The organism is Massilia sp. MS-15, from assembly GCF_020176695.1.
GTDB lineage: Bacteria > Pseudomonadota > Gammaproteobacteria > Burkholderiales > Burkholderiaceae_D > Telluria > Telluria hydrophila.
In genome coordinates this window covers 248,201-273,461 of record NZ_JAIWIA010000001.1, presented here as the reverse complement: position 1 = coordinate 273,461, position 25,261 = coordinate 248,201, and the positions used below count along the sequence as shown (strand labels likewise).

The following is a 25,261-nucleotide window of genomic DNA, read 5'->3' as shown; positions in this document are numbered from 1 at the left end:
CAATGATACCAAAAGCGGCAAGCTGTCAATTGGATATCGCGCGCATGCGTCGGGGCAGGCGCGGAGCTCCAGGCCGACCGCGAGTTTATGCCTCCGGTGTTCTATCTGTCAATTCATATCATATGTCTTATATAAGACACATGTGTCGAGCGATACGTACTGGACGGCCATGCTTGTTTTGTGGTGAAATCACGGTCTATGAACCCCCTTTCGCCCAACAGCAGCGATGCGGCCGGCACCGACGCATCGCCGTCGTTCCGTCCGTTGTACCAGCAAATCAAGGCCCTGATCACCCAGAGCCTGCAGTCGGGCGAATGGAAGCCGGGCGAGATGATGCCGAGCGAAGTCGAGCTGGCCGGCCGCTTCAAGGTCAGCCAGGGCACGGTGCGCAAGGCCATCGACGAGCTGGCCGCCGAGAACCTGGTGGTGCGCCGCCAGGGCAAGGGCACTTTTGTTGCCACCCATGCGGAAGAGCGCGCGCACTTCCGTTTCCTGCGCCTGATGCCCGACGAGGGCGTCCCCCACCATCCCGACAACCGCTTCATCGCCGTGCTGCGCATCCGCGCCACGGCCGAGGTCGCGCGCCTGCTCGAGCTGAAATCGGGCGACGCCGTCGTGTACATCAAGCGCGTGCAGTCCTTCGACGGGGTGCCGACCATCCTGGAAGAGCTGTGGCTGCCGGGCCAGCTGTTCAAGGGCCTGACGGCGGAGCGCCTGGTCGAGTACAAGGGGCCGATGTATGGCCTGTTCGAGTCGGAATTCGGCACGCGCATGATCCGGGCCACCGAAAAGATCCGCGCGGTGGCGGCGGACCCGGTGGCGGCCGAGCACCTGAAGGTGGCGGAAGGAACACCGCTGCTGTGCGCGGACCGGGTGTCGTTCAGCTATGGAGACAAGCCGGTGGAACTGCGGCGCGGGATTTATTCGACGGCGCGTCACCATTATCAAAACGAGTTGTCATAAGAGATGACCATAGGGCGGTAGCCCCTGCAGGGATCGCACGGAGCGATTAAAATAAGTTGGTTTTGGGTAAGCGACGAACAGTGCCCGGTTCGCCGCAGGGATGTCCCGACTGTCTGCATGCAGATGCTTGGTGCCCCGTCACAAAATCGGCGAAAATGAAGGGTTCACTAAAATCTGTTGTCATAAGGGAGGTGTTACATGTCCGAAGCCGTGAGAGAAGCTGCAAAAAAAGGGCGGCCGGAGTTCCGCAACGTTGGCATTGGGGATATTACTGGTAAATATCGCATGCCGCCATCGGCCATCGTGTCGATCCTGCACCGCGTCAGCGGCGCCGGCCTGTTCCTGTTCCTGCCGTTCCTGCTCTACCTGCTGCAGGAAAGCCTGCTGTCGGAAATCTCGTTCGAGCACTTCCGCGGTGTCGTGGGCAACCCGTTCGCGAAGATCATCATCCTGGGCCTGTCCTGGGCTTACCTGCACCACTTCGTCGCCGGCGTGCGCCACCTGTTCATGGACAACCACCTGGCCCTGGACAAGGACGCCGCCCAGAAGACCGCGCGCTGGGTGCTGATCATCAGCCTGGTGCTGACCGCGCTCGTTGCACTGAAACTGTTCGGAGTCTTTTAATCATGGCAAACAAGAATAATATCGGACCGCGCCGCCTCGTCGTCGGCGCCCACTATGGCGTCAAGGACTGGCTGGCGCAGCGCGTCACCGCCATCGTGATGGCCGTGTTCACGGTCGTCCTCCTGGTCTCCTTCCTGACCGGCCAGAATTTCACGTATGAAGGCTGGGCCGGCCTGTTCGCCCGCCAGTGGTTCAAGCTGTTCGCGCTGGTGACCTTCCTGGGCCTGTTCTACCACGCCTGGGTCGGCATCCGCGACATCTGGATGGACTACATCAAATCGGCAGGCCTGCGCCTGATCCTGATGCTGGCGACGATCTTCTGGCTGATCGCCTCCGCCGCCTGGACCGTGCAAATTCTCTGGAGTGTGTAATCGTGGCAGCAATTAAAACCGCAATCCCTACCCGCCGCTTCGACGCGGTCATCGTTGGCGCCGGTGGTTCCGGCATGCGCGCATCGCTGCAGCTGGCCGAAGCCGGCCTGAACGTGGCGGTGCTGTCGAAAGTGTTCCCGACCCGTTCGCACACCGTGGCTGCCCAGGGCGGCATCGGTGCTTCGCTGGGCAACATGAGCGAAGACGACTGGTACTGGCACATGTTCGACACCGTCAAGGGTGGCGATTACCTGGGCGACCAGGACGCAATCGAATTCATGTGCCGCGAAGCCCCGAAGGTCGTGTACGAACTCGAACACTTCGGCATGCCTTTCGACCGTAACCCGGACGGCACCATCTACCAGCGTCCGTTCGGCGGCCATACTGCGAACTTCGGCGAGAAGCCGGTCCAGCGCGCCTGCGCGGCCGCTGACCGTACCGGCCACGCCCTGTTGCACACCCTGTACCAGCGCAATGTCCGTGCCCGCACCCACTTCTTCGTCGAGTGGATGGCCCTCGACCTGGTGCGCGACGCCGACGGCGACGTGGTCGGCGTGGTGGCCCTGGAAATGGAAACCGGCGACGTGATGATCCTGGAAGCGAAGACCACCATCTTCGCCACCGGCGGGGCAGGGCGCATCTTCGCCGCATCGACCAACGCCTTCATCAATACCGGCGACGGCATGGGCATGGCGGCACGCGCCGGCCTGCCGCTGCAGGACATGGAGTTCTGGCAGTTCCACCCGACCGGCGTGTCCGGCGCGGGGGTTCTCATCACCGAGGGCGTGCGCGGCGAGGGCGGTATCCTGATCAACTCGAACGGCGAACGCTTCATGGAGCGCTACGCGCCGACCCTGAAGGACCTGGCGCCGCGCGACTTCGTCTCGCGCTCGATGGACCAGGAAATCAAGGAAGGCCGCGGCTGCGGTCCGAACAAGGACCACGTGCTGCTCGACCTGCGCCACATCGGCAAGGACACCATCGAGAAGCGCCTGCCGTCGATCCTGGAAATCGGCCACAAGTTCGCCAACGTCGACGCCACCAAGGAACCGATCCCGGTCGTCCCGACCATCCACTACCAGATGGGCGGCATCCCGACCAACATCCACGGCCAGGTTGTGGCTCCGGACGGCACTGGCGGCCAGAAGATCGTGAACGGCCTGTACGCGATCGGCGAATGCGCCTGCGTGTCGGTCCACGGCGCCAACCGCCTGGGCACCAACTCGCTGCTCGACCTGGTGGTGTTCGGCCGCGCGGCCGGCAACCACGTGGTGGCCTCGAACCTGAAGCAGAAGGTCAACAAGGCCCTGCCGAAGGATGCGGCCGACTTCGCCATGGACCGCCTGAACCGCCTCGAAACCTCGACCGGCGGCGAAAAGGTGCAGGGCGTGGCCAACGACATCCGCGCCACGATGCAGAAGTACTGCGGCGTGTTCCGTACCGACGAACTGCTGAACCAGGGCGTCAAGGAAATCATGAAGCTTGACGAGCGCCGCAAGCACGTCTCGTTCAAGGACAAGTCGAAGGTGTTCAACATGGCCCGCGTGGAAGCGCTGGAACTGGACAACCTGATCGAGACCGCGAAGGCGACCATCGTCTCGGCCGCGGCGCGCAAGGAATCGCGCGGCGCCCACGCCCACAGCGACTACGAGCAGCGCGACGACGAGAACTGGATGAAGCACACCCTCTGGTTCTCGGAGAACAACCGCCTCGAGTACAAGGCCGTGGTGCAGAAGCCGCTGACCGTCGACACCTTCAAGCCGAAACCACGTACTTTCTAACAAAAATTTTTGTGGCCGGGACCCGCGTCCCGGCCGTGACGAGATAGGTAAAACATGGCACGCACCGTCCAACTCAAGATTTACCGCTACGATCCGGACAAGGATTCGAAGCCTTACATGCAAGACATCACCGTCGAGCTGAAAGACACCGACAAGATGCTGCTCGACGCCCTGCAGCGCATCAAGTCCGACGTCGACGACTCGCTGTCGCTGCGCCGCTCCTGCCGCGAAGGCGTGTGCGGTTCGGATGCGATGAACATCAACGGCAAGAACGGCCTGGCCTGCACCACCAACCTGAACGAGCTGACCCAGCCGATCGTGCTGCGTCCTCTGCCGGGCCTGCCGGTGATCCGCGACCTGATCGTGGACATGACCAACTTCTTCAAGCAGTACCACTCGATCAAGCCGTTCCTGATCAACGACTCGATCAAGCCGGAGAAGGAGCGCCTGCAGTCGCCGGAAGAGCGCGAAGAGCTCGACGGCCTGTACGAGTGCATCCTGTGCGCCTGCTGCTCGACCTCCTGCCCGTCGTTCTGGTGGAACCCGGACAAGTTCGTCGGTCCGGCCGGCCTGCTGCAGGCCTACCGCTTCATCGCCGACTCGCGCGACGAAGCCACCAACGAGCGCCTGGACAACCTGGAAGACCCGTACCGCCTGTTCCGCTGCCACTCGATCATGAATTGCACGGATGTGTGCCCGAAGGGCCTGAATCCGAACAAGGCGATCGGCAAGATCAAGGAACTGCTGGTGCGTCGCGCGATTTAACTCGCGTTTTCTCGGACGTGATTTGAACGCGTGGGCGGACAAGCCGCCCACCCTACGGGTATCACGATGTTCGTAGGGTGGGCGGGTCTCCCGCCCACGCGTTCAACAAGCTGCAGCAACCAGTAGCAACTAGCAGCATCGTTCAGTAAAGATGCCGCCAATACAGTAAAAGTACCGTACTGCCTAATCCCGGCATGCGGAGTATGATGTTGACCCAACAACGGACTCAAGTGAAAACGCATCAATCCGACCCCGCCAACCGTGCCCGCCTGCGCTGGCGCGCGCGCCGCGGCCTGCTCGAGAACGATCTGATCCTCACGCGCTTCCTGGATGCGCACGAGGAGGAACTGAGCGACGAGGACGTCGATGCGCTGACCCGCCTGCTGGACCTGGCGGACAATCCGCTGATGGACCTGCTGCTGGGCCGCACCGAGCCCGAAGGCGAGGTCGACCTGCCGCACGTGCGCGCCCTCCTGGTGCGCCTGCGGCAAGCCTGACGAGCGGACCAGATAAGCCGTTATTTGTTTTTAGATCCCACTCCCACAAGAAGGAAGTGCCATGAATATCTCTGATACCAAAGCCACCCTGTCGTTCTCCGACGGCAGCCCGTCGATCGACATGCCGATCTACAAGGGCACCATCGGCCCGGACGTCATCGACATCCGCAAGCTGTACGGCCAGACCGGCAAGTTCACCTACGACCCTGGCTTCATGTCGACCGCCTCGTGCAATTCGAAGATCACCTACATCGACGGTGACAAGGGCGAGCTGCTGTACCGCGGCTACCCGATCGAGCAGCTGGCCGTCAACTGCGACTTCCTGGAAACCTGCTACCTGCTGCTGAACGGCGAACTGCCGAACGCCGAGCAGAAGAAAAAGTTCGACGACACCGTGACCAAGCACACGATGATCCACGAGCAGATGAACTTCTTCTTCCGCGGCTTCCGCCGCGACGCGCACCCAATGTCGGTGCTGGTCGGCACCGTCGGCGCCCTGGCCTCGTTCTACCACGACTCGCTGGACATCAACGACGCCAAGCAGCGCGAGATCTCGGCCATCCGCCTGATCGCCAAGCTGCCGACCCTGGTCGCCATGGCCTACAAGTACTCGGTCGGCCAGCCGTTCATGTACCCGCGCAACGACCTGTCGTACAGCGCCAACTTCATGTACATGATGTTCGCCAACCCGTGCGAAGAGTACAAGGTCAACGACGTGCTGGTGCGCGCCCTGGACCGCATCCTGATCCTGCACGCCGACCACGAGCAGAACGCGTCGACCTCGACCGTCCGCCTGGCCGGTTCGTCGGGCGCCAACCCGTTCGCCTGTATCGCTGCCGGTATCGCCTGCCTGTGGGGCCCGGCGCACGGCGGCGCCAACGAAGCCGCACTGACCATGCTGAAGGAAATCGGCTCGGTCGAGAACATCCCGGCCTTCATCGAGAAGGTCAAGGACAAGAACTCGGGCGTGAAGCTGATGGGCTTCGGTCACCGCGTCTACAAGAACTTCGACCCGCGCGCCAAGCTGATGCGCGAAACCTGCCACGAAGTGCTGAACGAGCTGGGCCTGCAGGACGATCCGCTGTTCAAGCTGGCGATGGAACTGGAAAAGATCGCGCTGAACGACGAATACTTCGTCTCGCGCAAGCTGTACCCGAACGTCGACTTCTACTCGGGCATCGTGCAGTCGGCCCTGGGCATCCCGGTCTCGCTGTTCACCGGCATCTTCGCGATGGCCCGTACCATCGGCTGGATCGCCCAGTGGAACGAAATGATCGCCGATCCGGAACAGAAGATCGGTCGCCCGCGCCAGCTGTTCGTGGGTTCGCCGGTGCGCGACGTGCCGGGGATGGACAAGCGCTGATCGGTAACGCGGCATCACCAGAAAGCGGACTTCGGTCCGCTTTTTTTTCGCATTGGCGGCATGCCCGGGTGTGACTTTCCGAGCATTTTCTGTCCTTGGAAACTGGCATCATCGTAGCCATGAATTTTCGCCACGATCCTGATCGTCTCGATGCTGGCGCCATGTCATGAGCCGGCATCCTCATCTTGTCTGCAGGGGTACGCCAGGTCCGTACCGGACTTGCGGCGCGCAGCTGGCCTGCACCGACACACGGCAGGAGAAATGCGTCGGCGAATCCCGCTACGCCAACAACACCAGGGTATATCAGGTGGTGGTCAAATATCCAGCGCCCGTCGTCCGCACGAGGCGGCCCGAAGGAACGTCCTTGGCCTGAAGAGATTCACGGTCCGCTACGACCCTGCGCATACCGAGGTATCGACCATTTTCGCATCCGAGAATTGGCTGGTCTTCGGCCTCTTCGCGATCGGCTTCACGGCCATCGTGCTGGCCGCCAGTGGCGTCGGGTCCGCGATGCTCGATTGGATAGCAGAAGGAGAATCAGGATGATCAAGCAAGTCGGACCGACCATCATTCAGCCGAAGCACAAGGCGAGCTGCGATTGCGGCGCGGTGGAACTCGAACTGAGTCTCCCCAACGGCATCGAGAACCCGCGCCGCTGCGACTGCTCGATCTGCCGCCGCAAGGGCGCCATCGTCGCCTCGGTGCCGCCATACGGCATCCGCATCGTCAAGGGCGAGGACGTCTTGACGCTCTACCAGTTCAACACCCTGACGGCAAAACATTACTTCTGCTCGGTCTGCGGCGTCTACACCCACCACCAGCGGCGCTCCAATCCGCAGCAATACGGCTACAACGTCGGCTGCCTGGAAGGCGTGAATCCCTACGACCTGGAGCAGGTCCCGACCAACGACGGCGTCAACCATCCCGCCGACCGCAACTCGCCTTGAACCAAGGACTTCCATGCGCCTCATCCTGTGCCTCGTCGTTTTCCTGATCTGTTCGGCGAGCCAGGCCAAGAGCCTGTTCACCTTCTCGAACACGCCCGGCCCGCACGGCGTCGGGGTCCGCTACGTCAAGCAGGTCGACCGCACGCGCACGTTCACGCCGAAGCAGGGCGCGCTGGCCAGCGTGTTCGCGAAAGAGGACAAGCGCGGCCGGCCCCTGCAGACGGTGATCTGGTATCCGGCCGAAAAGGGCGGCCAGCCGGTCCGCTTCGACGACTACCTGCAGCTGGTCGGATGGGAAACCGATCCGGATGCGTCGCCGAAAGAGCAGGCGCGTACGGTGGACGCCTGGCTGCGGATGGTCACCGAGGGCAAGCGCGACGCCCAGGTCGCGGCCGAGCGCAGGCGCGGCATGTGGGCCGTGCGCGACGCGGTCCGGAAAGCCGGCAAGTTCCCGGTCGTGATCTACGCGCCTAGCTACAACAATACCACCTTCGAGAATGCGGACATCGCCGAATACCTGGCGAGCCACGGCTACATCGTGATCTCCGCACCCACCGTCGGCTTGAGCAGCCGCTGGATCAAGAAAGACCTGATGCACGCGGAACTGCAGGCCGCCGATATACGCTTCCTGATCGACTATGCGCGCACCCTGCCGCAGGCCGACATGGAGCAGGTGGCGGTGGCGGGCTTCAGCTGGGGCGGACTGGCCAACGTGCTCGCCGCCAGCAAGGACGAGCGGATCAAGGCCCTGGTCTGCATCGATGGCGCAGTACGCTACTATAACCGGCTCATGACCCAGGCCAGCTACGCCCGGCCCGACAAGCTCAGGACTCCGCTGCTGTTCCTGGCGCAGACGCCGGCCTCGATGGAATCCACCATCCGTTACAAGGAAGACCTGAGCGGCAGCTTCATCAGCGGCATGGTCAACGCCGACGTCTACCTGCTGACGATGTATCCGATGGAGCACCACCATTTCGGCTCCGCCTACGTCCGCCTCGACGATCCTGCCGAATACAAGGAATACACGGCCGACGAGGTATCGTTCGCCTACACCCTCGGCGCCAGGTACATCCTCAACTTCCTGGACGGCTACCTGAAGAACGACGCGGCCGCACGCGCCTACCTGGCCAGGCGGCCGGTGGCCAACGGCGCCCCGCCGCATGCGCTGAAAATGGACATCATGCCGGCCAAGGGCACGCCGCGGTGACCGATCAAGGTCGTTTCCACCGGCCTTGTCACTGCGTTATACTATCCGCCTCTGGCTAACCGCCACGAACCGGTATGGTCCTGACAGATGTTCACCCGACTGCCACGCATCCGCTGCGCCCGCTACGTCATCGTCCTGATGCTGACGTTGGCGATGGCGTTCGCGCACTGGCAGGGCCTGGCGCACCGGATCGCGCACGCTTTCCAGCACGCGCCGACCGCCAGCGCGGCCAGCGCCGACCTGAAGGCGGCCCAGCACTCCTGCCTTGCCTACGATGCCGCCACGGTGTCTCCGGCGCTGCACACCCCGGCCTGCGGCACGGCGGCCCTGCCTGCCTGCCGCATCCTGGCCCAGTGGACCGCGTTCGATTCCTGGAACGCGCCCTTGACGCCTTACTTCTCCTCGCGCGCACCACCTCTCACCTGACTGCACCCTGAACTCCCGACCCGTTTGCGCCGCCACGCGCGCGCGCACGCGTCCGTCCCGTATCCGTTCCAAGGAATGTATCATGCACGTCCAGCGTACCCTCCTGGCGAGCGCGGCCCTCGCCGCCCTCGCGCCGTTCTCCTTTGCCCAGAATGCGAACCCGCCAGTCGCCACCGTCGTCGTTACCGCCACCCCGTTCGGGGCGGGCGAGGGCGACCAGATCCTCACGCCGGCCAAGGTGCTGGCCGGCGACGAGCTGCGCAGCAAGCTGGGAAGTTCGCTCGGCGACACCCTGAGCAATGAACTGGGCGTGTCGGCCTCGGCCTTCGGTGCCGGCGCTTCGCGCCCGATCATCCGCGGCCTGGAAGGCAACCGCGTCAAGGTGCTGGAAAACGGCATGTCGGTGTCGGACCTGTCCGGCCTGTCGAACGACCATGCCGTCACCGGCGAAGCGCCCACCGCGCGCCAGATCGAGATCCTGCGCGGCCCGGCGGCGCTGCTGTACGGTTCCGGCGCGATCGGCGGCCTGGTCAACGTCGTCAACGAACGCATTCCGACCGGGCTGCACGACAAGCCGAGCGGCGTGGTGGAAACCCGCTACAGCAGCGTCGACCACGGCCGCGCCGTCTCCTTCTCCGGAGACGCGTCGAGCGGCAAGGTGGCGCTGCACGTCGACGGCAGCGGGCGCAAGGCCGGCGACTACCATGTCCCCGACGCCTTGAACAGCGACACGCTGTTCAATTCCGCCCTGCGCCAGCACACGCTGGGCGCGGGCGCATCCATCATCGGGGAACGCGGCTACCTCGGCGCCTCGGTCAGTTCGCTGAAGAAGAACTACGGCATTCCGGGCGGCGAGGGCGCGACGATCGACCTCGACCAGACCCGCTACGACATCGACGGCCAGCTGGACGCGCCGATGGCGGGCTTCGAGAAGCTGCGCTTCAAGGCCGGCTATTCCGACTACGGCCACATGGAGTTGAATAGCGAGGGCGGTCCGGAGACCATCTTCTCGAACCGCTCGCTGGAAACGCGCCTGGAGCTGAGCCACAAGCCCGTACGCGGCTGGGAAGGCAGCTTCGGCGTCCAGACCGAGCACACCCGCTTTTCCGGCCTGAGCGCGGACAGCGGCGAATCGGCGACGGTACCGGTGACGGACTCAAGCACCCATGCCGCCTTCCTGGTCGAGCAGCGCCAGTTCGGCAAGACGCGGGTGAACGCCGGCGTGCGGGTGGAATCGGTGAAGCGCGAACCGGAAGGAAGCGCGCCGCGCCGCAGCTTCGACCTGCTGTCCTGGTCGGCGGGCGCGATCTGGCCCCTCGCCCGCGACTACACGGTGGGCGTGACCGCCTCGGTGGCCCAGCGCGCCCCAGGCACCGACGAGCTGTACTCGGGCGGCCCGCACGAGTCGACCCTGACCTACGACATCGGCAACCCGAATTTCAAGAAGGAGACCTCGCGCAACCTGGAAATCTCGCTGCGCAAAGTGACTGGACTGATTCGCTGGCAGGCAAACCTGTTCGAGAACCGCGTGCGTGACTTCATCTACGGTGAAGTGAACGATACCCTGCTGGACGACGAGGGCAATCCGGGCGACGAGCTGCGCGAGCGCATCTTCCGCCAGGCGGATGCGACGATCCGCGGCGCGGAGGCCGAGATCAGCTACAACCGGCACCCGCATACGCAGGGCCTGTCGCTGCGCGCCTTCGGCGACCTGTCGCGCGGCTCGCTGATTGATGCGGGCAGCCTGCCGCTGCAGCCGGCCAAGCGCATCGGCGTCGAGGCCGGCTACCGCCAGGGCGCGCTGCGCGCAAACGTCTCGGTGCTGCGCGCGCTGAAGCAGGAGCGCCTTGCCTCGTTTGAGACGACGCCGACCCCGGCCTACACCCAGCTGGATGCCAACCTGTCCTACACCCAGCGCTTCCGCAACGCCGACCTGACCTGGTTCATCATCGGCAAGAACCTGCTCGACAAGGACATCCGCATCTCGACTTCGGTGCTGAAGGACGTGGCGCCGCTGCCAGGACGCAACCTCACCGTGGGCGTACGCGCCGCGTTTTAAGCGGTGGTGTTGCGGCCGGCATGGTGTTCGCCGGCCGCCGCGCTGCTATAATCGGCGCAATTCCCCGAGGTGAGCTTTTGCGCCGGATTATTTCCATCCTCCTGCTGTTGTGTCTTCCCATGTATGGTTTCGCCATGCAGGGTGCCTTGTCGCAGGCCTACGGCGCAGGCGGCCTGGCGCACGCGGTGGCGCACGACGAGAACATCCTGCACCACCACCACGAAGACGACGGCTCGGTGCACTACGACGCATCCGAACAATCGCTCGCCCATGCGCAGGACCACCATTCCTGCGCGCAACCGGCCGACCTGCTCCTTCCCGCGCTCATCGTGCCGCCCGAACAGCTGCTGTCCAGCGTGGTCGTACCTGCTGCCAAGGCGCTGCCGGAACCCTTCCTGGATGGGCCACAAAAGCCGCCCCGCCACGCCCCCGGCCACGCCGCCGGGGGAATGACGCACGCCTGACAAACAACTGGCGCGAGCTCCTCGCGCCCGTGCGCTTCCCTTCGGTAGATGTCGAACTTCACCGATGGAGAACACATGCGCACCCGCCGCCTGTCGTATTACTTTTTAGGTGCCGCGCTCGCCCTGCCATGCTGGGCGCTTGCAGCACCTCCCGCCACACTCAAGCAAGCCGTCGATGGCGCCTGGCAGCGCGTGCCCGACGCACGCACCATCGAAGCGCGCCAGAACGAGGCCGCGGCGGCACGCGCCGTCGCCGGCTCCTGGCTGGCGACGCCGCCCACGCTCGGCCTGTCCCAGAAGAGGGACGAAAGCGGGTCCGAACGCGCGCAGCGCGAATCCGAGATTTCCGTCTCGTCCTCGTTCTGGCTGCCGGGCCAGAAGGCTGCGCGCGAAGCGCTGGCGGTGCGCGGTACCGATGAAGCGGCCGCTCATCTCAGCGCCACCCGCCTGGCCGTGGCCGGGCTGGTGCGCGACCGGATGTGGGAAGCGGCAAGCGCCCAGGTCACGCTGGAAGAAAAGCAGGACCACCTGCACCACCTCGAAGAACTGGCCAATGAAGTGCGGCGCCGCGTCGAGGCCGGCGACCTGGCGCGCAGCGATGGGCTGCTGGCCGACCAGGAAGTGCTGGCCGCGCGCATCGAGGTCGGCAAGGCGCGCACCTCCGCCACCGAGGCTTTGGCGCGCTTCCAGGTCCTGACCGGGCTGCCGGAACTGCCCGCACTCGAGCCGGAGCCGCTGCAGGAAAGCGGTGCTCCCGCCAATGTCCGCCTGCTTGCTGCCCAGGCGTCCGAGCAGCGTGCACGCGCGGCCTTGCGCCTGCTTGAAGCCAACCGTTCCGCGCCGCCCACCATCGCACTGGCGGTGCGCCGTGAAGAAGAGCGCATGCTGGGTGAACCGGTGCGCAGCGTCGGCGTGGCCCTGCAAATTCCGTTCGGCAGCGCCGCGCGCAACCGCAGCGTCGAGGCCCAGGCCCAGACCGCGATTGCGACCGCGGCAGCCGAAGCGGCCGAGGCGCAGGCCGCCAGCGGCGCCGACCTCGCCGTCGCCCGCGCACGCCTGGCGAATGCCAGCACGGCCCTGAACGACGCCATCGCCCGCGCCAAGGCGCTGCACGAGCACACGGCCCTGTTCGAAAAGGCCTTCCGCCAGGGTGAACGCGGCCTCGCCGACCTGCTGCGCTCGCGCGCACTGACCCATGAGGCCGACGTCGCCGTGGCCCAGCAACAAGTCGCAGTCGGGCACGCCCATGCGCAACTCAATCAAGCACGAGGAATCCTTCCATGAACATCCTGACCCTGTTCCTTGCCGCCATGCTGGCCATGTCGCCGGCACTGGCCGGCCCCGGCGCGCACGGGCCGAACGGCGAACACCTCGACGCCCCGGCAGCAAGCGCGGGCGCCGTGCTGCCGCGCGTCGAAACCTTTACCGAAGCCTTCGAGCTGGTGGGCCAGCTCTCGGGTGGCGAACTGTCGATCATGATCGACCGCTACGAGACCAACGAGCCGGTCCTGAACGGCGTGCTGGAAGTCCAGTACAAGAACCTCAAGGCGAAAGCCACCTTCCATGCCGACATGGGCGACTACGCCGTCGACGATCCGGCCTTGCTCGCCGCGATTTCCAGGCCGGGCGCGCATCCGCTGCTGTTCACCCTCGTTGCAGGGGAGGAGAGCGACCTGTTGGAAGGAACGCTGCAGGTGGCGCAAGCGCTCGACGAGCTGGACCACGATCACGATCACGCGGCGTGGAGCCCGTGGCTGCTGGCGGCCAGCGCGGCCCTCGTCCTCATCGCCGCCGTATTCGCCGTGCGCCGCATGCGCCAACGCAAGGAAGCCTGAACATGAAACATCGCATTGTGATCGGCCTCCTCGCCGCCCTTTTCACGACTTCCCTGCTGGCTTCGCCCGGCGCCCATGGCCCCAACGGCGAGCACCTCGACGAGAAGGCCGCCGGCACGGCCAGCGGCCTGGCACGCCTGCCGGACGGCAGCGTCAACGTGCCGAAGCTGGCGCAGCGCCGCATGGGCGTGCGCACCCTGATGGTGAAAGAGGGCGAGTACGCGCACACCGTCCAGCTCAACGGCCGCGCCGCCATCGACCCGAACGCGGGCGGCCGGGTGCAGGCCCCGTTCGCGGGCCAGATCGCCCCGGGGCCGAAGGGCCTGCCGGTGCCTGGGCAGCGCGTGGTGAAAGGGCAGGTGCTGGCACGCCTGCGTCCGATCGGCGACGCCATCGAACGCGGCAACCAGGCGGCCGAACTGGCGGCCCTGCGCGCTTCCCGCGCGCTGCTGGAACAGCGCGTCCGGCGCCTGGAATCGCTGGAAGGCGTGGTGCCGGCCAAGGAGGTCGAGGCGGCGCGCGCCGAACTGGCGGCCAACATCGGCCGCGAGCGTGCGGTAGCCCGGTCGATCGGCGGCGTGGAGAACGTCGTCGCCCCGGCAAGCGGCATCGTCGCCAGCGCGGCGGTGCTCAACGGCCAGATGGTGGAGCCGCACGAGGTGCTGTTCGAGATCGTCGATCCGCAACGCATGCTGGTCGAGGCCCTGGCCACCGACGCTTCGCTGGCGCGCAGGATCAGCAGCGCCAGCCTGCTGGAAGTGGGCGATGTCCAGCTCACGCTGCTCGGAGGAGGGCGCAGCCTGCGCGAGGGCGCGGTGCCGCTGAACTTCCGGGCGCAGGGCAAGTCACTTGATCTCGCGGTCGGGCAGCCTGTCGTCGTGCTGGCCAAGCTGAACACGACCGTGAAGGGCATCGCCCTGCCGGCGTCGGCGCTGGCGCGCAACCAGGCCAACGAAACGGTGGTGTGGATCAAGCTAGGGGCCCAGCGCTTCATCGCGCTGCCGGTGGAGACGACGCCGATCGATGCCGGTACCGTGATCGTGACCCGGGGGCTCAGCCCCGACAACCGGGTCGTGATCGAGGGCACCTCCCTGATCAACCAGATCCGGTAGGCGGCCCATGTTCAATGCAATCGTTCGATTCAGCCTGCGCAACCGCCTGTTCGTCTTGGCGGCGGCGCTGCTGCTGATGGTCTACGGGGCCTATACGGCCTCGCGCACCCCGGTGGACGTGTTCCCCGACCTGAACAAGCCGGTCGTCACGGTGCTCACCGAGGCCGGCGGCATGGCGCCCGAGGAAGTCGAGCAGCTGGTGTCTTTCCCGATCGAGACCTCGCTCAACGGCATGCCGGGGGTGACCCGGGTGCGCTCGGTGTCGGGCGTCGGCCTGTCCCTCGTGTATGCGGAGTTCGACTGGGGCCTTGATGTCTACCGCAACCGCCAGCTCGTGTCCGAGCGCCTGGGCCTGGTGAAGGAAGGGCTGCCCGGCGATATCTCGCCGATGATGGGACCGGTGTCCTCGATCATGGGCGAGATCATGCTGATCGCGCTGCCCATCGACGTGGCTAGGACCGACCCCATGAAGGCGCGCGAGTACGCCGACTTCGTGCTGCGTCCGCGCCTGCTGTCGATTCCCGGCGTGTCGCAGGTGATCCCGATCGGCGGCGAAGTGCGCCAGCTGCGCGTGCAGCCGGACACCGCGCGCATGGCGCAGTTCGGCGTCTCGCTGGAACAGGTATTGGGCGCGCTGCGCGGCTTTGCGGCCAATACCAGCGGCGGCTTCATCGACCTGAACAACCGCGAGTACCTGATCCGCAACCTGGGACGCACCACGCGCCTGGAAGACGTCAAGGGCCTGGCGGTGGCCTACCGCAAGGGCATGCCGGTGCTGCTCGAGCAGGTCGCCGACGTCGCCTACGCACCGGCCTTCAAGCGCGGCGACGCCGGCATGAACGGCAAGCCGGCGGTGATCGTCAGCGTGCAGAAGCAGCCCGACGGCGACACCGTGCGCCTGACGCGCGACATCGAGGGCGCGCTGGCGGAACTGAAGCAAGGCCTGCCGGCCGGCATCTCGCAGCCCGTGGTGCTGTTCCGCCAGGCGAACTTCATCGAAGCCGGCGTCGGCAACGTGGTGGAAGCCTTGCGCGACGGCGCCATCCTGGTGGCGATCGTGCTGTTCGCCTTCCTGCTGAGCGCGCGCACCACGGTGATTTCGCTGGTGGCGATCCCGCTGTCGCTGGCGGTGACGGCGCTGGCCTTCCACCTGCTGGGCCAGTCGATCAACGTGATGACGCTGGGTGGGCTGGCGATCGCGATCGGCGAGCTGGTCGACGATGCGGTGGTCGACGTCGAGAACATCATGCGGCGCCTGAAGGAGCGCGACAAGACGGGACATTCGGTGCTGGAGACGATCTGGCACGCCTCGGTCGAGGTGCGCTCGGGGATCGTCTACGCCACCGTGATCGTGGTGCTGGTGTTCATCCCGCTGTTCGCGCTGCCGGGCATCGAGGGCCGCCTGTTCGCGCCGCTCGGCATCGCCTACATCGCCTCGATCCTGGCCTCGATGCTGGTGTCGATGACGGTCACGCCGGTGCTGGCCTACTACCTGCTGCCGAAGATGAAGCGCCTGCATCGCGGCGACAGCCCGATCGTGCGCCGCCTGAAGGCCTGGGACACGGCCGCCCTGGCATGGTCGCTGCCGCGCATCCGCCCGGTGCTGGGCGCCGCGCTGCTCGTGGTGCTGCTGGCCGCGGCCTCGGTGCCCTTCTTCCCGCGCGCCTTCCTGCCGGCCTTCAACGAGGGCTCGCTGGTGATGGGCATGACCCTCACGCCCGGGACCTCGCTGGCGGAGGCCAACCGCATGGGCGCGCTGGCCGAGACCCTGATCGCCCAGGTGCCGGAAGTGACCAAGGTCGGGCGCCGTACCGGCCGCGCCGAGCTGGACGAGCATGCCGAGGGCGTGCATTCGTCCGAGTTCGAGATCGACCTGAAGGCATCAAGACGCAGCCGCGAGGAGGTGATGGCCAGCATCCGAAACCAGCTCGCCAGCATTCCGGCATCGGTGGCGATCGGCCAGCCGATCTCGCACCGCCTGGACCACCTGCTGTCGGGCGTGCGCGCGCAGATTGCGGTCAAGATCTACGGCGACGACATCGACACCCTGCGCGGCCTGGCCGAGGGCCTGCGCGCCCGCTTGTCCGGCGTGCCGGGCCTGGTCGACCTGTCGGTCGAGCGCCAGGTCCTGATCCCGCAGGTGAAGGTGCGCATCGACTACCGCAAGGCGGCCCAGCACGGCCTGGCCGCGGGCGAGGTGCTGCAGGCGCTCCAAATGCTGTCCGAAGGCACGCGCGTGACCCAGGTGATCGACGGCGCGCGCCGCTACGACCTGGTGCTGCGCCTGGCCGATGCGGATCGCTCGCCGCAGGACCTGGGCCGCGTGATGCTCAGTACCCCGGCGGGCCAGGTCCCGTTATCAGACATCGCCACGGTGGAAGAGGGCGATGGCCCGAACCAGATCGGCCGGGAGAACGGGCGCCGCCGCATCGTCGTGTACGCGAACACGGACGGCTCCAATATGTCGCACATCATCGAGGACGTGCGCCAGGCGGTGGCGAAGACCCGGCTGCCAGGCGGCTACTTCGTGAGCGTGGAAGGGCAATTCCAGGCGCAGGAGCAGTCGCAGCGCCTGATCGCGGGCCTGGCGCTCGGTTCGCTGCTCATGATCTTCCTGGTGCTGTATTCGCGCTACCGCTCGGGGGCGCTGGCGCTCATCATCATGGGCAACATCCCGTTTGCGCTGGTCGGCAGCGTGATCGCGATGTGGATCGCGGGCGTGTCGCTGTCGGTGGCCTCGATGGTCGGCTTCATCACGCTGGCGGGCATCGCGACGCGCAACGGCATCCTCAAGATCAGCCACTACATCAATTTATGCAAGTTCGAAGGCGAGAGCTTCGGATGGCCGATGATCGTGCGCGGCTCGATCGAGCGCCTGACGCCGGTCCTGATGACGGCCCTCGTGGCCGCCTTTGCGCTGACGCCGCTGCTGCTGGCGGCGGATGCGTCGGGCAAGGAGATCCTGCATCCGGTGGCGGTCGTCATCTTCGGTGGCCTGATCAGCTCCACCTTGCTCGACTCGCTGCTCACGCCGCTCATCTTCTGGAAGCTCGGGCGGCGCCCGCTGGAGCGCCTGCTGACGGAGAAGGGCGGCGATACCTATTGATGCACGGGCCCAGTGGCGGCGCCCATCCCGAGCCGCCACATGCTTTCTGGAGTAGGAACATGAAGAAGATCTTTGCAGTAGCAGCAATCGCGGCCGGCCTCGTCCTGTCCGGCCAGGCCCTCGCACACGGCGCCAAGCCCAAGCACGGCGGCATCGTGCAGACCGCGGGCGACCTGTCCTTCGAGCTGGTGGCCAAGGATGGCGGCGCCACCATCTATGTCGACGACCACGGCAAGGACAAGCCGACCGCCGGCGCGACCGGCACCCTGACCGTCTTGACGGGCACCCGGAAGACCGAGCTGCCGCTGGAATCGGGCGGCGACAACCTGCTGGTCGTGAAGGGCAACGCAGGCCTGGAAAAGGGCAGCAAGGCCGTGGCGGCGGTGAGCTTCGCGGACAAGAAGACCGTCAGCGTGCGCTTCTCGGTCAAGTAAGCGCGCCGCGCTCAGCGGGTCCAGCTGCACTTGCCGCGCAAGATGGCGGCGGCCCAGAAAGGCGCGGCATACAGGCCGCCGACGCCGAAGACATAGTCGCCGAGCGGGGTCTTGGCGACGAAGCTGCGCGGCTGGTGCTTGAGTGGATCGGGGCCGAGGCAGTGCGGTTTCTTCGCTTCCGAGAACTTGCGGGCGAATTCGCGGTAGGGACGGCTGCTGAGTACATCGCCGGCGCCCGGCACGGCACGCAAGGGCATGTCGTCCAGGGTGGCGCGGACGGCAGCCTTGATGGCTTCGTCGCTGGGGCGCGCACCGGATACGGGCGCAGCAGGCGCTGCCGCCGGTATTCCGAAGGAATCGTACGGCGCGGGCTTGCGTGCATCCGGCGCATCCGCATGGACCAGGAGCGCCGGGGCGGTTGCGAGGGGTACGAGGATCGTCAGGAACCGGGCTTTCATCGGTATAGTGCAGAGTTGATGGCCTGCCGACTGTACCTGAACGCATTGCCATATTCTTAAGTCTGCATGAAGCGCTGCATGATTATGTAGATCGGATAAATCGAAAGAGTACCGATGGGAACTGAAAAAAGCTTCGTCGACTATGTCATTGAAGTGGCCGGATTCGGCAGCCGGCTCACGCACAAGAAGCTGTTCGGCGAGTACGCCCTGTACCTGGACGGCAAGGTGGTCGCCTTCGCCTGCGACAACAGCCTGTTCATCAAGCCTTCGAAGGCAGTCGCCACCCTCGCGCCGGACCTGCCGCAGGGGCCGCCGTATCCGGGCGCCAAGGATCATCCGATCGCCGACGAGCTGCTCGACGATCCCGGGGCGCTGCGCCGCCTGATCGAGGAAACCGCGGCCCTGATGCCGCTGCCGAAGCCGAAGAAGCCGCCGGCGGCGAAACGCGCCACCTAAACCTCCGCCAGCCTTACTTTCATGACCGGGTGTACTGACAAGTGCCCCGGATTCATGAATCCCATTCATAAGCCCTTGCATTTTTCACATGCAGTGTGGCCTTCGCACGCCCCTACAGTCCCCGGGCTGCGCGCCCAAACGAACTGCACGCCCTGAAAATTAAAAAAGCGTTATGTTCCTGCATTCGGTTCCGCATACGCGTTTTCGTCAAATCGACGTCCAGACCAGCACCCCTCTAGAAAGGAAGTACGATGCCCGACTTCGATCCCAACCGGCGCCAGCTGCTCAAGGCGTCCACCGCCGCCGTCGGCGGCGTCGCGGTAGCCTCGCAGCTCGCGGCGTCCGCCCAGGCCGCGCCCGCCGCCCAGCCGGCCGCTTCCACCACGCCGTCGACCATGAACGTCCGGCTCAAGGTCAACGGCACCGAGCACCAGCTGATGGTCGACCCGCGTACCACGCTGCTGGACGCCCTGCGCGACCGCCTGCACCTCACCGGCAGCAAGAAGGGCTGCGACCAGGGCCAGTGCGGCGCCTGCACGGTCCTGATCGATGGCCGCCGCAGCACCTCCTGCCTGACCCTGGCCGTGATGCAGGAAGGCCACGAGATCACCACCATCGAAGGCCTCGGCACCCCGACCAACCTGCACCCGCTGCAGCGCGCCTTCATCAAGCACGATGGCTACCAGTGCGGCTTCTGCACCCCGGGCCAGATCTGTTCCGCGGTGGGCATGCTGGACGAGATGCGTTCGGGCGCTCCCAGCCACGTGACGGCCGACCTGAACGCCCCGCTGCAGGCCAGCGACATGGAGCTGCGCGAGCGCATGAGCGGCAATATCTGCCGCTGTGGCGCCTACTCGAACATCCAGGAAGCGATCGCCGAAGTCGCCGGCATCGCCAGCCCGGCCGCGGCAGGAGGAACCAGGCGATGAAAGCCTTTACCTACGAACGGGCCAGGACCCCGCAGGAAGCCGTCGACGCCGCAGCGCGCCACCCGAACGCGCGTTTCGTGGCCGGCGGCACCAACCTGCTCGACCTGATGAAGCTGCAGATCGAGACGCCGTCCCACCTCATCGACGTCAACGACCTGGCGCTCGACCGCATCGAGCCGCTGCCTTCCGGCGGCCTGCGCATCGGCGCCCTGGTGAGAAACAGCGACCTGGCGGCCGACCTGCGCGTGCGGCGCGACTACGGCGTGCTGACCCGCGCGCTGGTGGCCGGCGCCTCGGGCCAGCTGCGCAACCAGGCCACCACCGCCGGCAACCTGCTGCAGCGCACCCGCTGTCCGTATTTCTACGACACCAACGTACCCTGCAACAAGCGCAAGCCCGGCAGTGGCTGCAGCGCCATCGGCGGCTTCACCCGCCTGCACGCCGTCGTCGGCCAGAGCGAGGCCTGCATCGCCACCCATCCGAGCGACATGGCGGTGGCCATGCGCGTGCTCGACGCCCAGGTCGAGACCGTGGCGCCGGGCGGGTCCACGCGCGTGATTCCGATCGCCGACTTCCACCGCCTGCCGGGCAATACCCCGCACCTCGACCACAACCTCAAGCCGGGTGAACTGATCACGGCGGTGACATTGCCACCGCCGGTCGGCGGGGTGCAGGCCTACCGCAAGGTGCGCGACCGGGCGTCCTACGCCTTCGCGATCGTCTCGGCCGCCACCATCGTGCTGCCCGATGGCAGCGGCCGGGTGGCGCTGGGCGGCGTCGCCCACAAGCCGTGGCGGGTCGAGGCGGCCGACGGCGCCTTCGGGCGCGGCGCGCAGGCCGTCGCCGGTGCGCTGCTGGCCGGCGCCCGCACCACCGAGGACAACGCGTTCAAGGTGCCGCTGGTAGGACGGGTCCTGGCCGCGGCCATCGCCGACGCCAACACGGCCACGCGCGCATAAGGGAAAGGGACAGCCATGAAATTCAACGAACCAGCCAGCACCAATCCGATCGACCAGCTGAAGGTGGTGGGCCAGCCGGTCGACCGCATCGACGGCCCGCTGAAGACCACCGGCACCGCGCCGTATGCGATGGACCGCCACGACGTGGTGCCGAACCAGGCGCACGGCTACGTGATCGGCTCCGCCATCCCGAGCGGGCGCATCGTGTCGATCGACCTGGCGGCCGCCAGGGCCGCTCCAGGCGTGATCGCCATCGTCACCGCCCAGAACGCGGGCAGGCTCGCCAAGGGCAACTTCAATACCGCGCTGCTGCTGGGCGGGCCGCGCATCCAGCATTACCACCAGGCGGTGGCGCTGGTGGTGGCCGAGACCTTCGAGCAGGCGCGCGACGCCGCGGCCCTGGTACGCATCCGCTACGAGCGCGACAAGGGCGCCTACGACCTGCAGGCGGTGCGCCACAAGGCGGTGGCGCCGAAGAAGGAGGCGGCCGAGACCCAGGTCGGCAACTTCACCGGCGCGTTTGCCTCCAGCCCGGTGCAGCACGACGGCGAATACCATACGGCCCACGAGTCGCACATGATGATGGAGCCGCACGCCAGCGTCGCGGCCTGGGACGGCGACCAGCTCACGGTCTGGACCTCGAACCAGATGATCGCCTGGGCCAGGGGCGACCTGGCGAAGACCCTGGGCATCCCGAAGGACAAGGTGCGCGTGCTCTCGCCCTACATCGGCGGCGGATTCGGCTCCAAGCTGTTCCTGCGCGCCGACGTGCTGCTGGCGGCGCTGGGCGCACGAGCGGCGCGGCGGCCGGTGCGGGTGCCGCTGCAGCGCGCACTCATCCCGAACAACACCACGCACCGCTCGGCGACGGTGCAGCGCATCCGCATCGGCGCCACGCGCGAAGGAAAAATCACCGCGATCGCGCACGAGAGCTGGTCCGGCAACCTGAAGGACGGCTCGCCGGAAAACGCCGCCACCCAGACCCGCGCCCTGTATGCCGGCGAACACCGCATGACCGCCAACCGCGTGGCCGAGATGGACCTGCCGGAAGCGAACGCGATGCGCGCCCCGGGCGAGGCGCCCGGCATGGCGGCGCTCGAGATCGCGATGGACGAGATGGCGGAAAAGCTGGGCATCGACCCGGTGCAGTTGCGCATCCTGAACGATACCCAGGTGGTGCCGGACAATCCGGAAAAGCCCGCGTCCAGCGATCCCCAGTCGAAGAAGCCGGAAAAGGAAAAGCACAATCCGCATCCGCCGTTTTCAAAGCGCCAGTTCATCCAGTGCCTGCAGACGGGCGCCCAGCGCTTCGGCTGGGAACGCCGCAGTGCCAGGCCGGCCTCGGTGCGCGATGGCCGCTGGCTGGTCGGCATGGGCATGGCCTCGGCCTTCCGCGACAACCTGCTCACCAAGTCGGCGGCCCGCGTGCGCCTGGACCGGCGCGGCATCCTGACGGTGGAAACCGACATGACCGACATCGGCACTGGCAGCTATACCATCATCGCGCAGACCGCCAGCGAGATGATGGGCGTGCCGCTCGAGCGGGTGCGGGTGCGCCTGGGCGACTCGAGCTTCCCGGCATCCTGCGGCTCGGGCGGGCAGTGGGGTGGCAACAATTCGACGGCGGGCGTGTATGCGGCCTGCATGAAGCTGCGCGAAGCGGTGGCGCGCCAGGCCGGGCTGGACCCGGAGCGCGCCATCTTCGCCGACGGCCTGGTGCGCGCGGGCGAGCGCAGCCTGCCCCTCGGCGAGGCGGTGGGCGGACGCGAGCTGGTCGGCGAAGACCTGATCGAATACGGCGATATCGACAAGCGCTTCCAGCAGTCCACCTTCGGCGCCCACTTCGTGGAAGTCGGGGTGGACGCGGTGACCTGCGAGGTGCGCATCCGGCGCATGCTGGCCGTGTGCGCGGCCGGGCGCATCCTCAATCCCAAGACCGCGCGCAGCCAGGTGATCGGCGCCATGACGATGGGGGCGGGCGCGGCCCTGATGGAAGAGCTGGCGGTCGACAAGCGGCTCGGCTACTTCGTCAACCACGACCTGGCCGGCTACGAGGTGCCGGTGCATGCCGACATCCCGCACCAGGAAGTGATCTTCCTCGACGAGGTCGATCCGATGTCCTCGCCCATGAAGGCCAAGGGCATCGCGGAGCTGGGCATCTGCGGGGTGGCGGCGGCGATCGCGAACGCGGTCTACAACGCCACCGGGGTGCGGGTGCGCGAGTACCCGATCACGCTCGACAAGCTGATCGGCGGCATGCCCCTGTCGGTGTGAGGCGGGGACGGTTGCGGCGCGGTGACAATGCGTGAGCCGGTCCGCTTGCGCATCTGCTATCCTCGCCTGCTTCGATCCCGCGCATTCGCAGCATGAAGCAGTCCGCCACCCTCATCGCTCCCGCACCGGCACAGCGCCGCCTCGACTGGCTCCAGGTGGCCGCCGGCTTCGCGCTGCTGTCCTGCATCGTGATGGTATGGCGCTGGGGCGGCACGGTGGCCGATTCGCAGGCCTATTACGACACCGCGCGCTGGCTGCGCGGCGAGCTCCCGGCCAGCAGCCTGGAAGCGCCTTTCCCGTACCGGCTCCTGGTGCCGGCCCTGGCGGCGGCGCTGCCCGGCGAACTGCGCAACGGTTTCGCCATGCTCAACTGGCTGCTGGTGACGCTGGCGGCCTGCCTGGCGTCGGCCGCCGTGCTGCGCGCCGGGCTCGGACCGCGCCGGGCGGTGGCGGCCGGGCTGCTGCTGATCGTCTCGCTGCCGACCTTCTGGTATGCACCCTACCTGGTGGTCGATCCCGGTTCGGTCTGCGCGCGTGCCGCCTTCGTGCTCGGGGTGGTGAGCGGCCAGCCCTGGCTGGCGGCCGCGGCCGGCCTGGCCGGCACCGCCGTGCGCGAAGAGAACATCCTGCTGCTGGTGTGGCTGGTCGCGATGCGCCGCATCGCCATCCTGCCCGGCCTGGCCGTGCTGGCCGCGGCGCTCGCGTGGATCGTCGCGGTGCGCTGGTGGCTGGTCACCGGGCTGCCGGCCTATCGCTGGACGCCCGGCTGGCGCCAGGTGCTGCGCGCGCTGGGCGACTGGCGCTCGCTGGCGTCGATCGCCGGCAGCGCCGTGCTGGTGGCGCCGCTCGCGCTGCTGGGCTGGCGCGGCGCGCCGCCTGTCGTGCGGCCGCTGGCGGGGCTGCTGGCCCTGATGGCGCTGCCGCCGCTGTACGCGGCCCTGTGCGTGCGCGTCGATGGGCGCGCGGTGTGGGGCCTGTATCCATTCCTGCTGCCCTTTGCCGCCTGCGCCGGGCGCGAACGGGCGGCGCGCCGTTGACGGATTCGCTGGAAAGGCTATACTGGCCTGACAGTCCCGCCATTTCACCCAGACGCTCCCAGACCGGTCCACCCATGCATTCGCCACGCTTTCCATCGCCGCACTCGGGCGCCTGCCGCCAGGGCAGGGGCTTTGCCGCGTCCGTGGAGCGTGATTGCGCGGCCGTGTCGCGAGCGGTGCAGCAGTCCTCGCGCAACCTCGCCTGGCTCGTCCGGGCTCGGTGAGGACCGTCCGCACGCGTTTTTCCGTCCTCCCGAGCGCCCCGCATCTTCGACTATCGCGCCAGCCGGCTTCCTTTGGCGCCGGTACGCCATCCGCCCGCCATGGCGCGGGCACCCTATCAGGAGTAGACAATGAAACCGACCATCCTCGTGTCCTGGCTGGACATGGACCGCCTCGACCGCATGCTCGATGCCGTGCCGGCCTCGCAAGTCGCCGCGCGCGACGCCCTGCTCGAAGAACTGGGCCGCGCCACCCTGGCCGAACCCCAGGACATCCCGCCCGACGTGGTCACCATGAACTCGCGCGTGCGTTTTTCCTTCGACGACGCGGAGGAAGAGGTGACGATGACGCTCACCTATCCGAAGGACATGGCCGGCCAGCCCGACCAGCTGTCGATCCTGACCCCGGTCGGCACCGCACTGCTCGGCTTGAAGGTGGGCGACACCATCCGCTGGGAGCGGCCGGACGGCGCCATGTTCGCACTCACCGTGCGCGGCATCGAATACCAGCCTGAAAGCGACGGGAAATACCACCGCTAGCGGGGCGCGCTTCGCCTCCCTGCAGCAGCGCGATCAGGGCGGCTACGATGGCGCACGCGATCCAGGCCGACCACAGCGTATGGCTCAGGAAGTGCGCTCCGCGCATCTGCTGCATCCAGCCCAGCGCCAGCCCCGGCAACAGGCACAGGCCGAGGGCGCGCAGCGCGCGCCGTGGCGGACCGGGCAGCCATAGCACCACCAGCGATACCAGCCACAGCGCGCTCGAGGCGTGGCCGGCCGGCAGGCAATGGCCGGGCAGGACGCCAGGCGGCAAGGACGCGGACAGGCGCGGATGGGGCGCGGCGCCGCCGTAGCGCGCCAGGTCCCAGGGACAGTAGGCGTTGCTGGTCTGCTTGAGCAGGCTGGTAACGAGCGGCACCAGCACGGCCGCCCAGGCAATCACGCGCAGCCGCAGCCGCGCATAGTGCCGGTC

25 protein-coding genes are annotated in these 25,261 nt (G+C 66.8%); 23 read left to right on the top strand and 2 right to left on the bottom strand.

The annotated features are described in order from the left end of the window. Positions 1-198 precede the first annotated feature (198 nt). From LCI23_RS01325 to LCI23_RS01245, 17 genes are all read left to right on the top strand, one after another. A complete protein-coding gene (locus tag LCI23_RS01325; protein WP_224942738.1) occupies positions 199-963 on the top strand; it encodes a GntR family transcriptional regulator in 765 nt (254 codons plus the stop codon). A 210-nt stretch (positions 964-1,173) separates the two neighbouring features. Then, positions 1,174-1,587 carry a succinate dehydrogenase, cytochrome b556 subunit gene (gene sdhC, locus LCI23_RS01320; RefSeq protein ID WP_374041132.1) on the top strand — a complete coding sequence of 138 codons (414 nt, stop codon included), beginning with the start codon at positions 1,174-1,176 and terminating at the stop codon, positions 1,585-1,587. 2 nt (positions 1,588-1,589) lie between these two features. Then, positions 1,590-1,958 (top strand): succinate dehydrogenase, hydrophobic membrane anchor protein, encoded by a 369-nt coding sequence (gene sdhD, locus LCI23_RS01315; RefSeq protein ID WP_224942734.1) that lies wholly within the window; start codon positions 1,590-1,592, stop codon positions 1,956-1,958. A 2-nt stretch (positions 1,959-1,960) separates the two neighbouring features. Beyond that, positions 1,961-3,739, top strand: a complete 1,779-nt coding sequence (gene sdhA, locus LCI23_RS01310) for a succinate dehydrogenase flavoprotein subunit (RefSeq protein ID WP_224942732.1) — start codon at positions 1,961-1,963, stop codon at positions 3,737-3,739. Positions 3,740-3,793: 54 nt separating this feature from the next. After that, positions 3,794-4,504 carry a succinate dehydrogenase iron-sulfur subunit gene (locus LCI23_RS01305; RefSeq protein WP_224942728.1) on the top strand — a complete coding sequence of 237 codons (711 nt, stop codon included), beginning with the start codon at positions 3,794-3,796 and terminating at the stop codon, positions 4,502-4,504. A gap of 194 nt (positions 4,505-4,698) precedes the next feature. Next, entirely contained in the window at positions 4,699-5,001 is a 303-nt protein-coding gene (locus LCI23_RS01300) for a succinate dehydrogenase assembly factor 2 (protein ID WP_374041130.1), read from the top strand. Between the two features lie 61 nt (positions 5,002-5,062). Continuing rightward, the gene (gltA, locus tag LCI23_RS01295; protein ID WP_224942726.1) at positions 5,063-6,364 is read left to right on the top strand and encodes a citrate synthase; all 1,302 of its coding nucleotides are present in this window, start codon (positions 5,063-5,065) and stop codon (positions 6,362-6,364) included. Positions 6,365-6,906: 542 nt separating this feature from the next. Then, the gene (locus LCI23_RS01290) at positions 6,907-7,311 is read left to right on the top strand and encodes a GFA family protein (RefSeq protein ID WP_224942716.1); all 405 of its coding nucleotides are present in this window, start codon (positions 6,907-6,909) and stop codon (positions 7,309-7,311) included. Between the two features lie 13 nt (positions 7,312-7,324). Then, complete coding sequence (locus LCI23_RS01285; RefSeq protein WP_224942714.1) at positions 7,325-8,518, top strand: alpha/beta fold hydrolase; 1,194 nt, start codon at positions 7,325-7,327, stop codon at positions 8,516-8,518. 87 nt (positions 8,519-8,605) lie between these two features. After that, a complete protein-coding gene (locus LCI23_RS01280; RefSeq protein ID WP_224942712.1) occupies positions 8,606-8,944 on the top strand; it encodes a hypothetical protein in 339 nt (112 codons plus the stop codon). An 82-nt stretch (positions 8,945-9,026) separates the two neighbouring features. Then, positions 9,027-11,003 carry a TonB-dependent receptor gene (locus LCI23_RS01275; RefSeq protein ID WP_224942710.1) on the top strand — a complete coding sequence of 659 codons (1,977 nt, stop codon included), beginning with the start codon at positions 9,027-9,029 and terminating at the stop codon, positions 11,001-11,003. A gap of 134 nt (positions 11,004-11,137) precedes the next feature. Continuing rightward, entirely contained in the window at positions 11,138-11,467 is a 330-nt protein-coding gene (locus tag LCI23_RS01270; RefSeq protein ID WP_224942709.1) for a hypothetical protein, read from the top strand. Between the two features lie 75 nt (positions 11,468-11,542). Further along, the gene (locus tag LCI23_RS01265) at positions 11,543-12,751 is read left to right on the top strand and encodes a TolC family protein (protein WP_224942706.1); all 1,209 of its coding nucleotides are present in this window, start codon (positions 11,543-11,545) and stop codon (positions 12,749-12,751) included. Then, positions 12,748-13,302, top strand: a complete 555-nt coding sequence (locus LCI23_RS01260) for a hypothetical protein (protein WP_224942705.1) — start codon at positions 12,748-12,750, stop codon at positions 13,300-13,302. Before LCI23_RS01265 ends, LCI23_RS01260 begins: the two co-directional genes overlap by 4 nt. Before the next feature lie 2 nt (positions 13,303-13,304). Further along, entirely contained in the window at positions 13,305-14,414 is a 1,110-nt protein-coding gene (locus tag LCI23_RS01255) for an efflux RND transporter periplasmic adaptor subunit (RefSeq protein WP_224942704.1), read from the top strand. A gap of 7 nt (positions 14,415-14,421) precedes the next feature. Next, positions 14,422-17,520 (top strand): efflux RND transporter permease subunit, encoded by a 3,099-nt coding sequence (locus LCI23_RS01250; RefSeq protein WP_224942703.1) that lies wholly within the window; start codon positions 14,422-14,424, stop codon positions 17,518-17,520. Between the two features lie 59 nt (positions 17,521-17,579). Next, the gene (locus LCI23_RS01245; protein WP_224942701.1) at positions 17,580-17,954 is read left to right on the top strand and encodes a hypothetical protein; all 375 of its coding nucleotides are present in this window, start codon (positions 17,580-17,582) and stop codon (positions 17,952-17,954) included. An 11-nt stretch (positions 17,955-17,965) separates the two neighbouring features. Here LCI23_RS01245 and LCI23_RS01240 read toward each other — a convergent pair whose 3' ends face one another. Further along, positions 17,966-18,412 (bottom strand): hypothetical protein, encoded by a 447-nt coding sequence (locus LCI23_RS01240; protein ID WP_224942699.1) that lies wholly within the window; start codon positions 18,410-18,412, stop codon positions 17,966-17,968. Positions 18,413-18,526: 114 nt separating this feature from the next. On the opposite strand from LCI23_RS01240, the gene LCI23_RS01235 reads away from it, so the two are divergent. The 6 genes from LCI23_RS01235 to rnk all read left to right on the top strand — a co-directional run bounded on the left by LCI23_RS01235 (position 18,527) and on the right by rnk (position 24,828). Continuing rightward, positions 18,527-18,868 (top strand): TfoX/Sxy family protein, encoded by a 342-nt coding sequence (locus LCI23_RS01235; RefSeq protein ID WP_224942697.1) that lies wholly within the window; start codon positions 18,527-18,529, stop codon positions 18,866-18,868. A gap of 251 nt (positions 18,869-19,119) precedes the next feature. Next, a complete protein-coding gene (gene paoA, locus LCI23_RS01230) occupies positions 19,120-19,797 on the top strand; it encodes an aldehyde dehydrogenase iron-sulfur subunit PaoA (RefSeq protein WP_224942695.1) in 678 nt (225 codons plus the stop codon). After that, positions 19,794-20,756 (top strand): xanthine dehydrogenase family protein subunit M, encoded by a 963-nt coding sequence (locus tag LCI23_RS01225; protein WP_224942693.1) that lies wholly within the window; start codon positions 19,794-19,796, stop codon positions 20,754-20,756. The genes paoA and LCI23_RS01225 overlap by 4 nt, the downstream gene beginning before the upstream one ends. 15 nt (positions 20,757-20,771) lie before the next feature. Then, positions 20,772-23,030: a xanthine dehydrogenase family protein molybdopterin-binding subunit gene (locus LCI23_RS01220; protein WP_224942691.1), complete on the top strand. Its 2,259-nt coding sequence runs from the start codon at positions 20,772-20,774 to the stop codon at positions 23,028-23,030. A gap of 92 nt (positions 23,031-23,122) precedes the next feature. Next, complete coding sequence (locus LCI23_RS01215; RefSeq protein WP_224942689.1) at positions 23,123-24,067, top strand: hypothetical protein; 945 nt, start codon at positions 23,123-23,125, stop codon at positions 24,065-24,067. Positions 24,068-24,420: 353 nt separating this feature from the next. Continuing rightward, the gene (gene rnk, locus LCI23_RS01210; protein ID WP_224942687.1) at positions 24,421-24,828 is read left to right on the top strand and encodes a nucleoside diphosphate kinase regulator; all 408 of its coding nucleotides are present in this window, start codon (positions 24,421-24,423) and stop codon (positions 24,826-24,828) included. Here the strand turns inward: rnk and LCI23_RS01205 are convergent. Then, entirely contained in the window at positions 24,773-25,231 is a 459-nt protein-coding gene (locus LCI23_RS01205; RefSeq protein WP_224942685.1) for a phosphatase PAP2 family protein, read from the bottom strand. The genes rnk and LCI23_RS01205 overlap by 56 nt on opposite strands. Positions 25,232-25,261 lie beyond the last annotated feature (30 nt).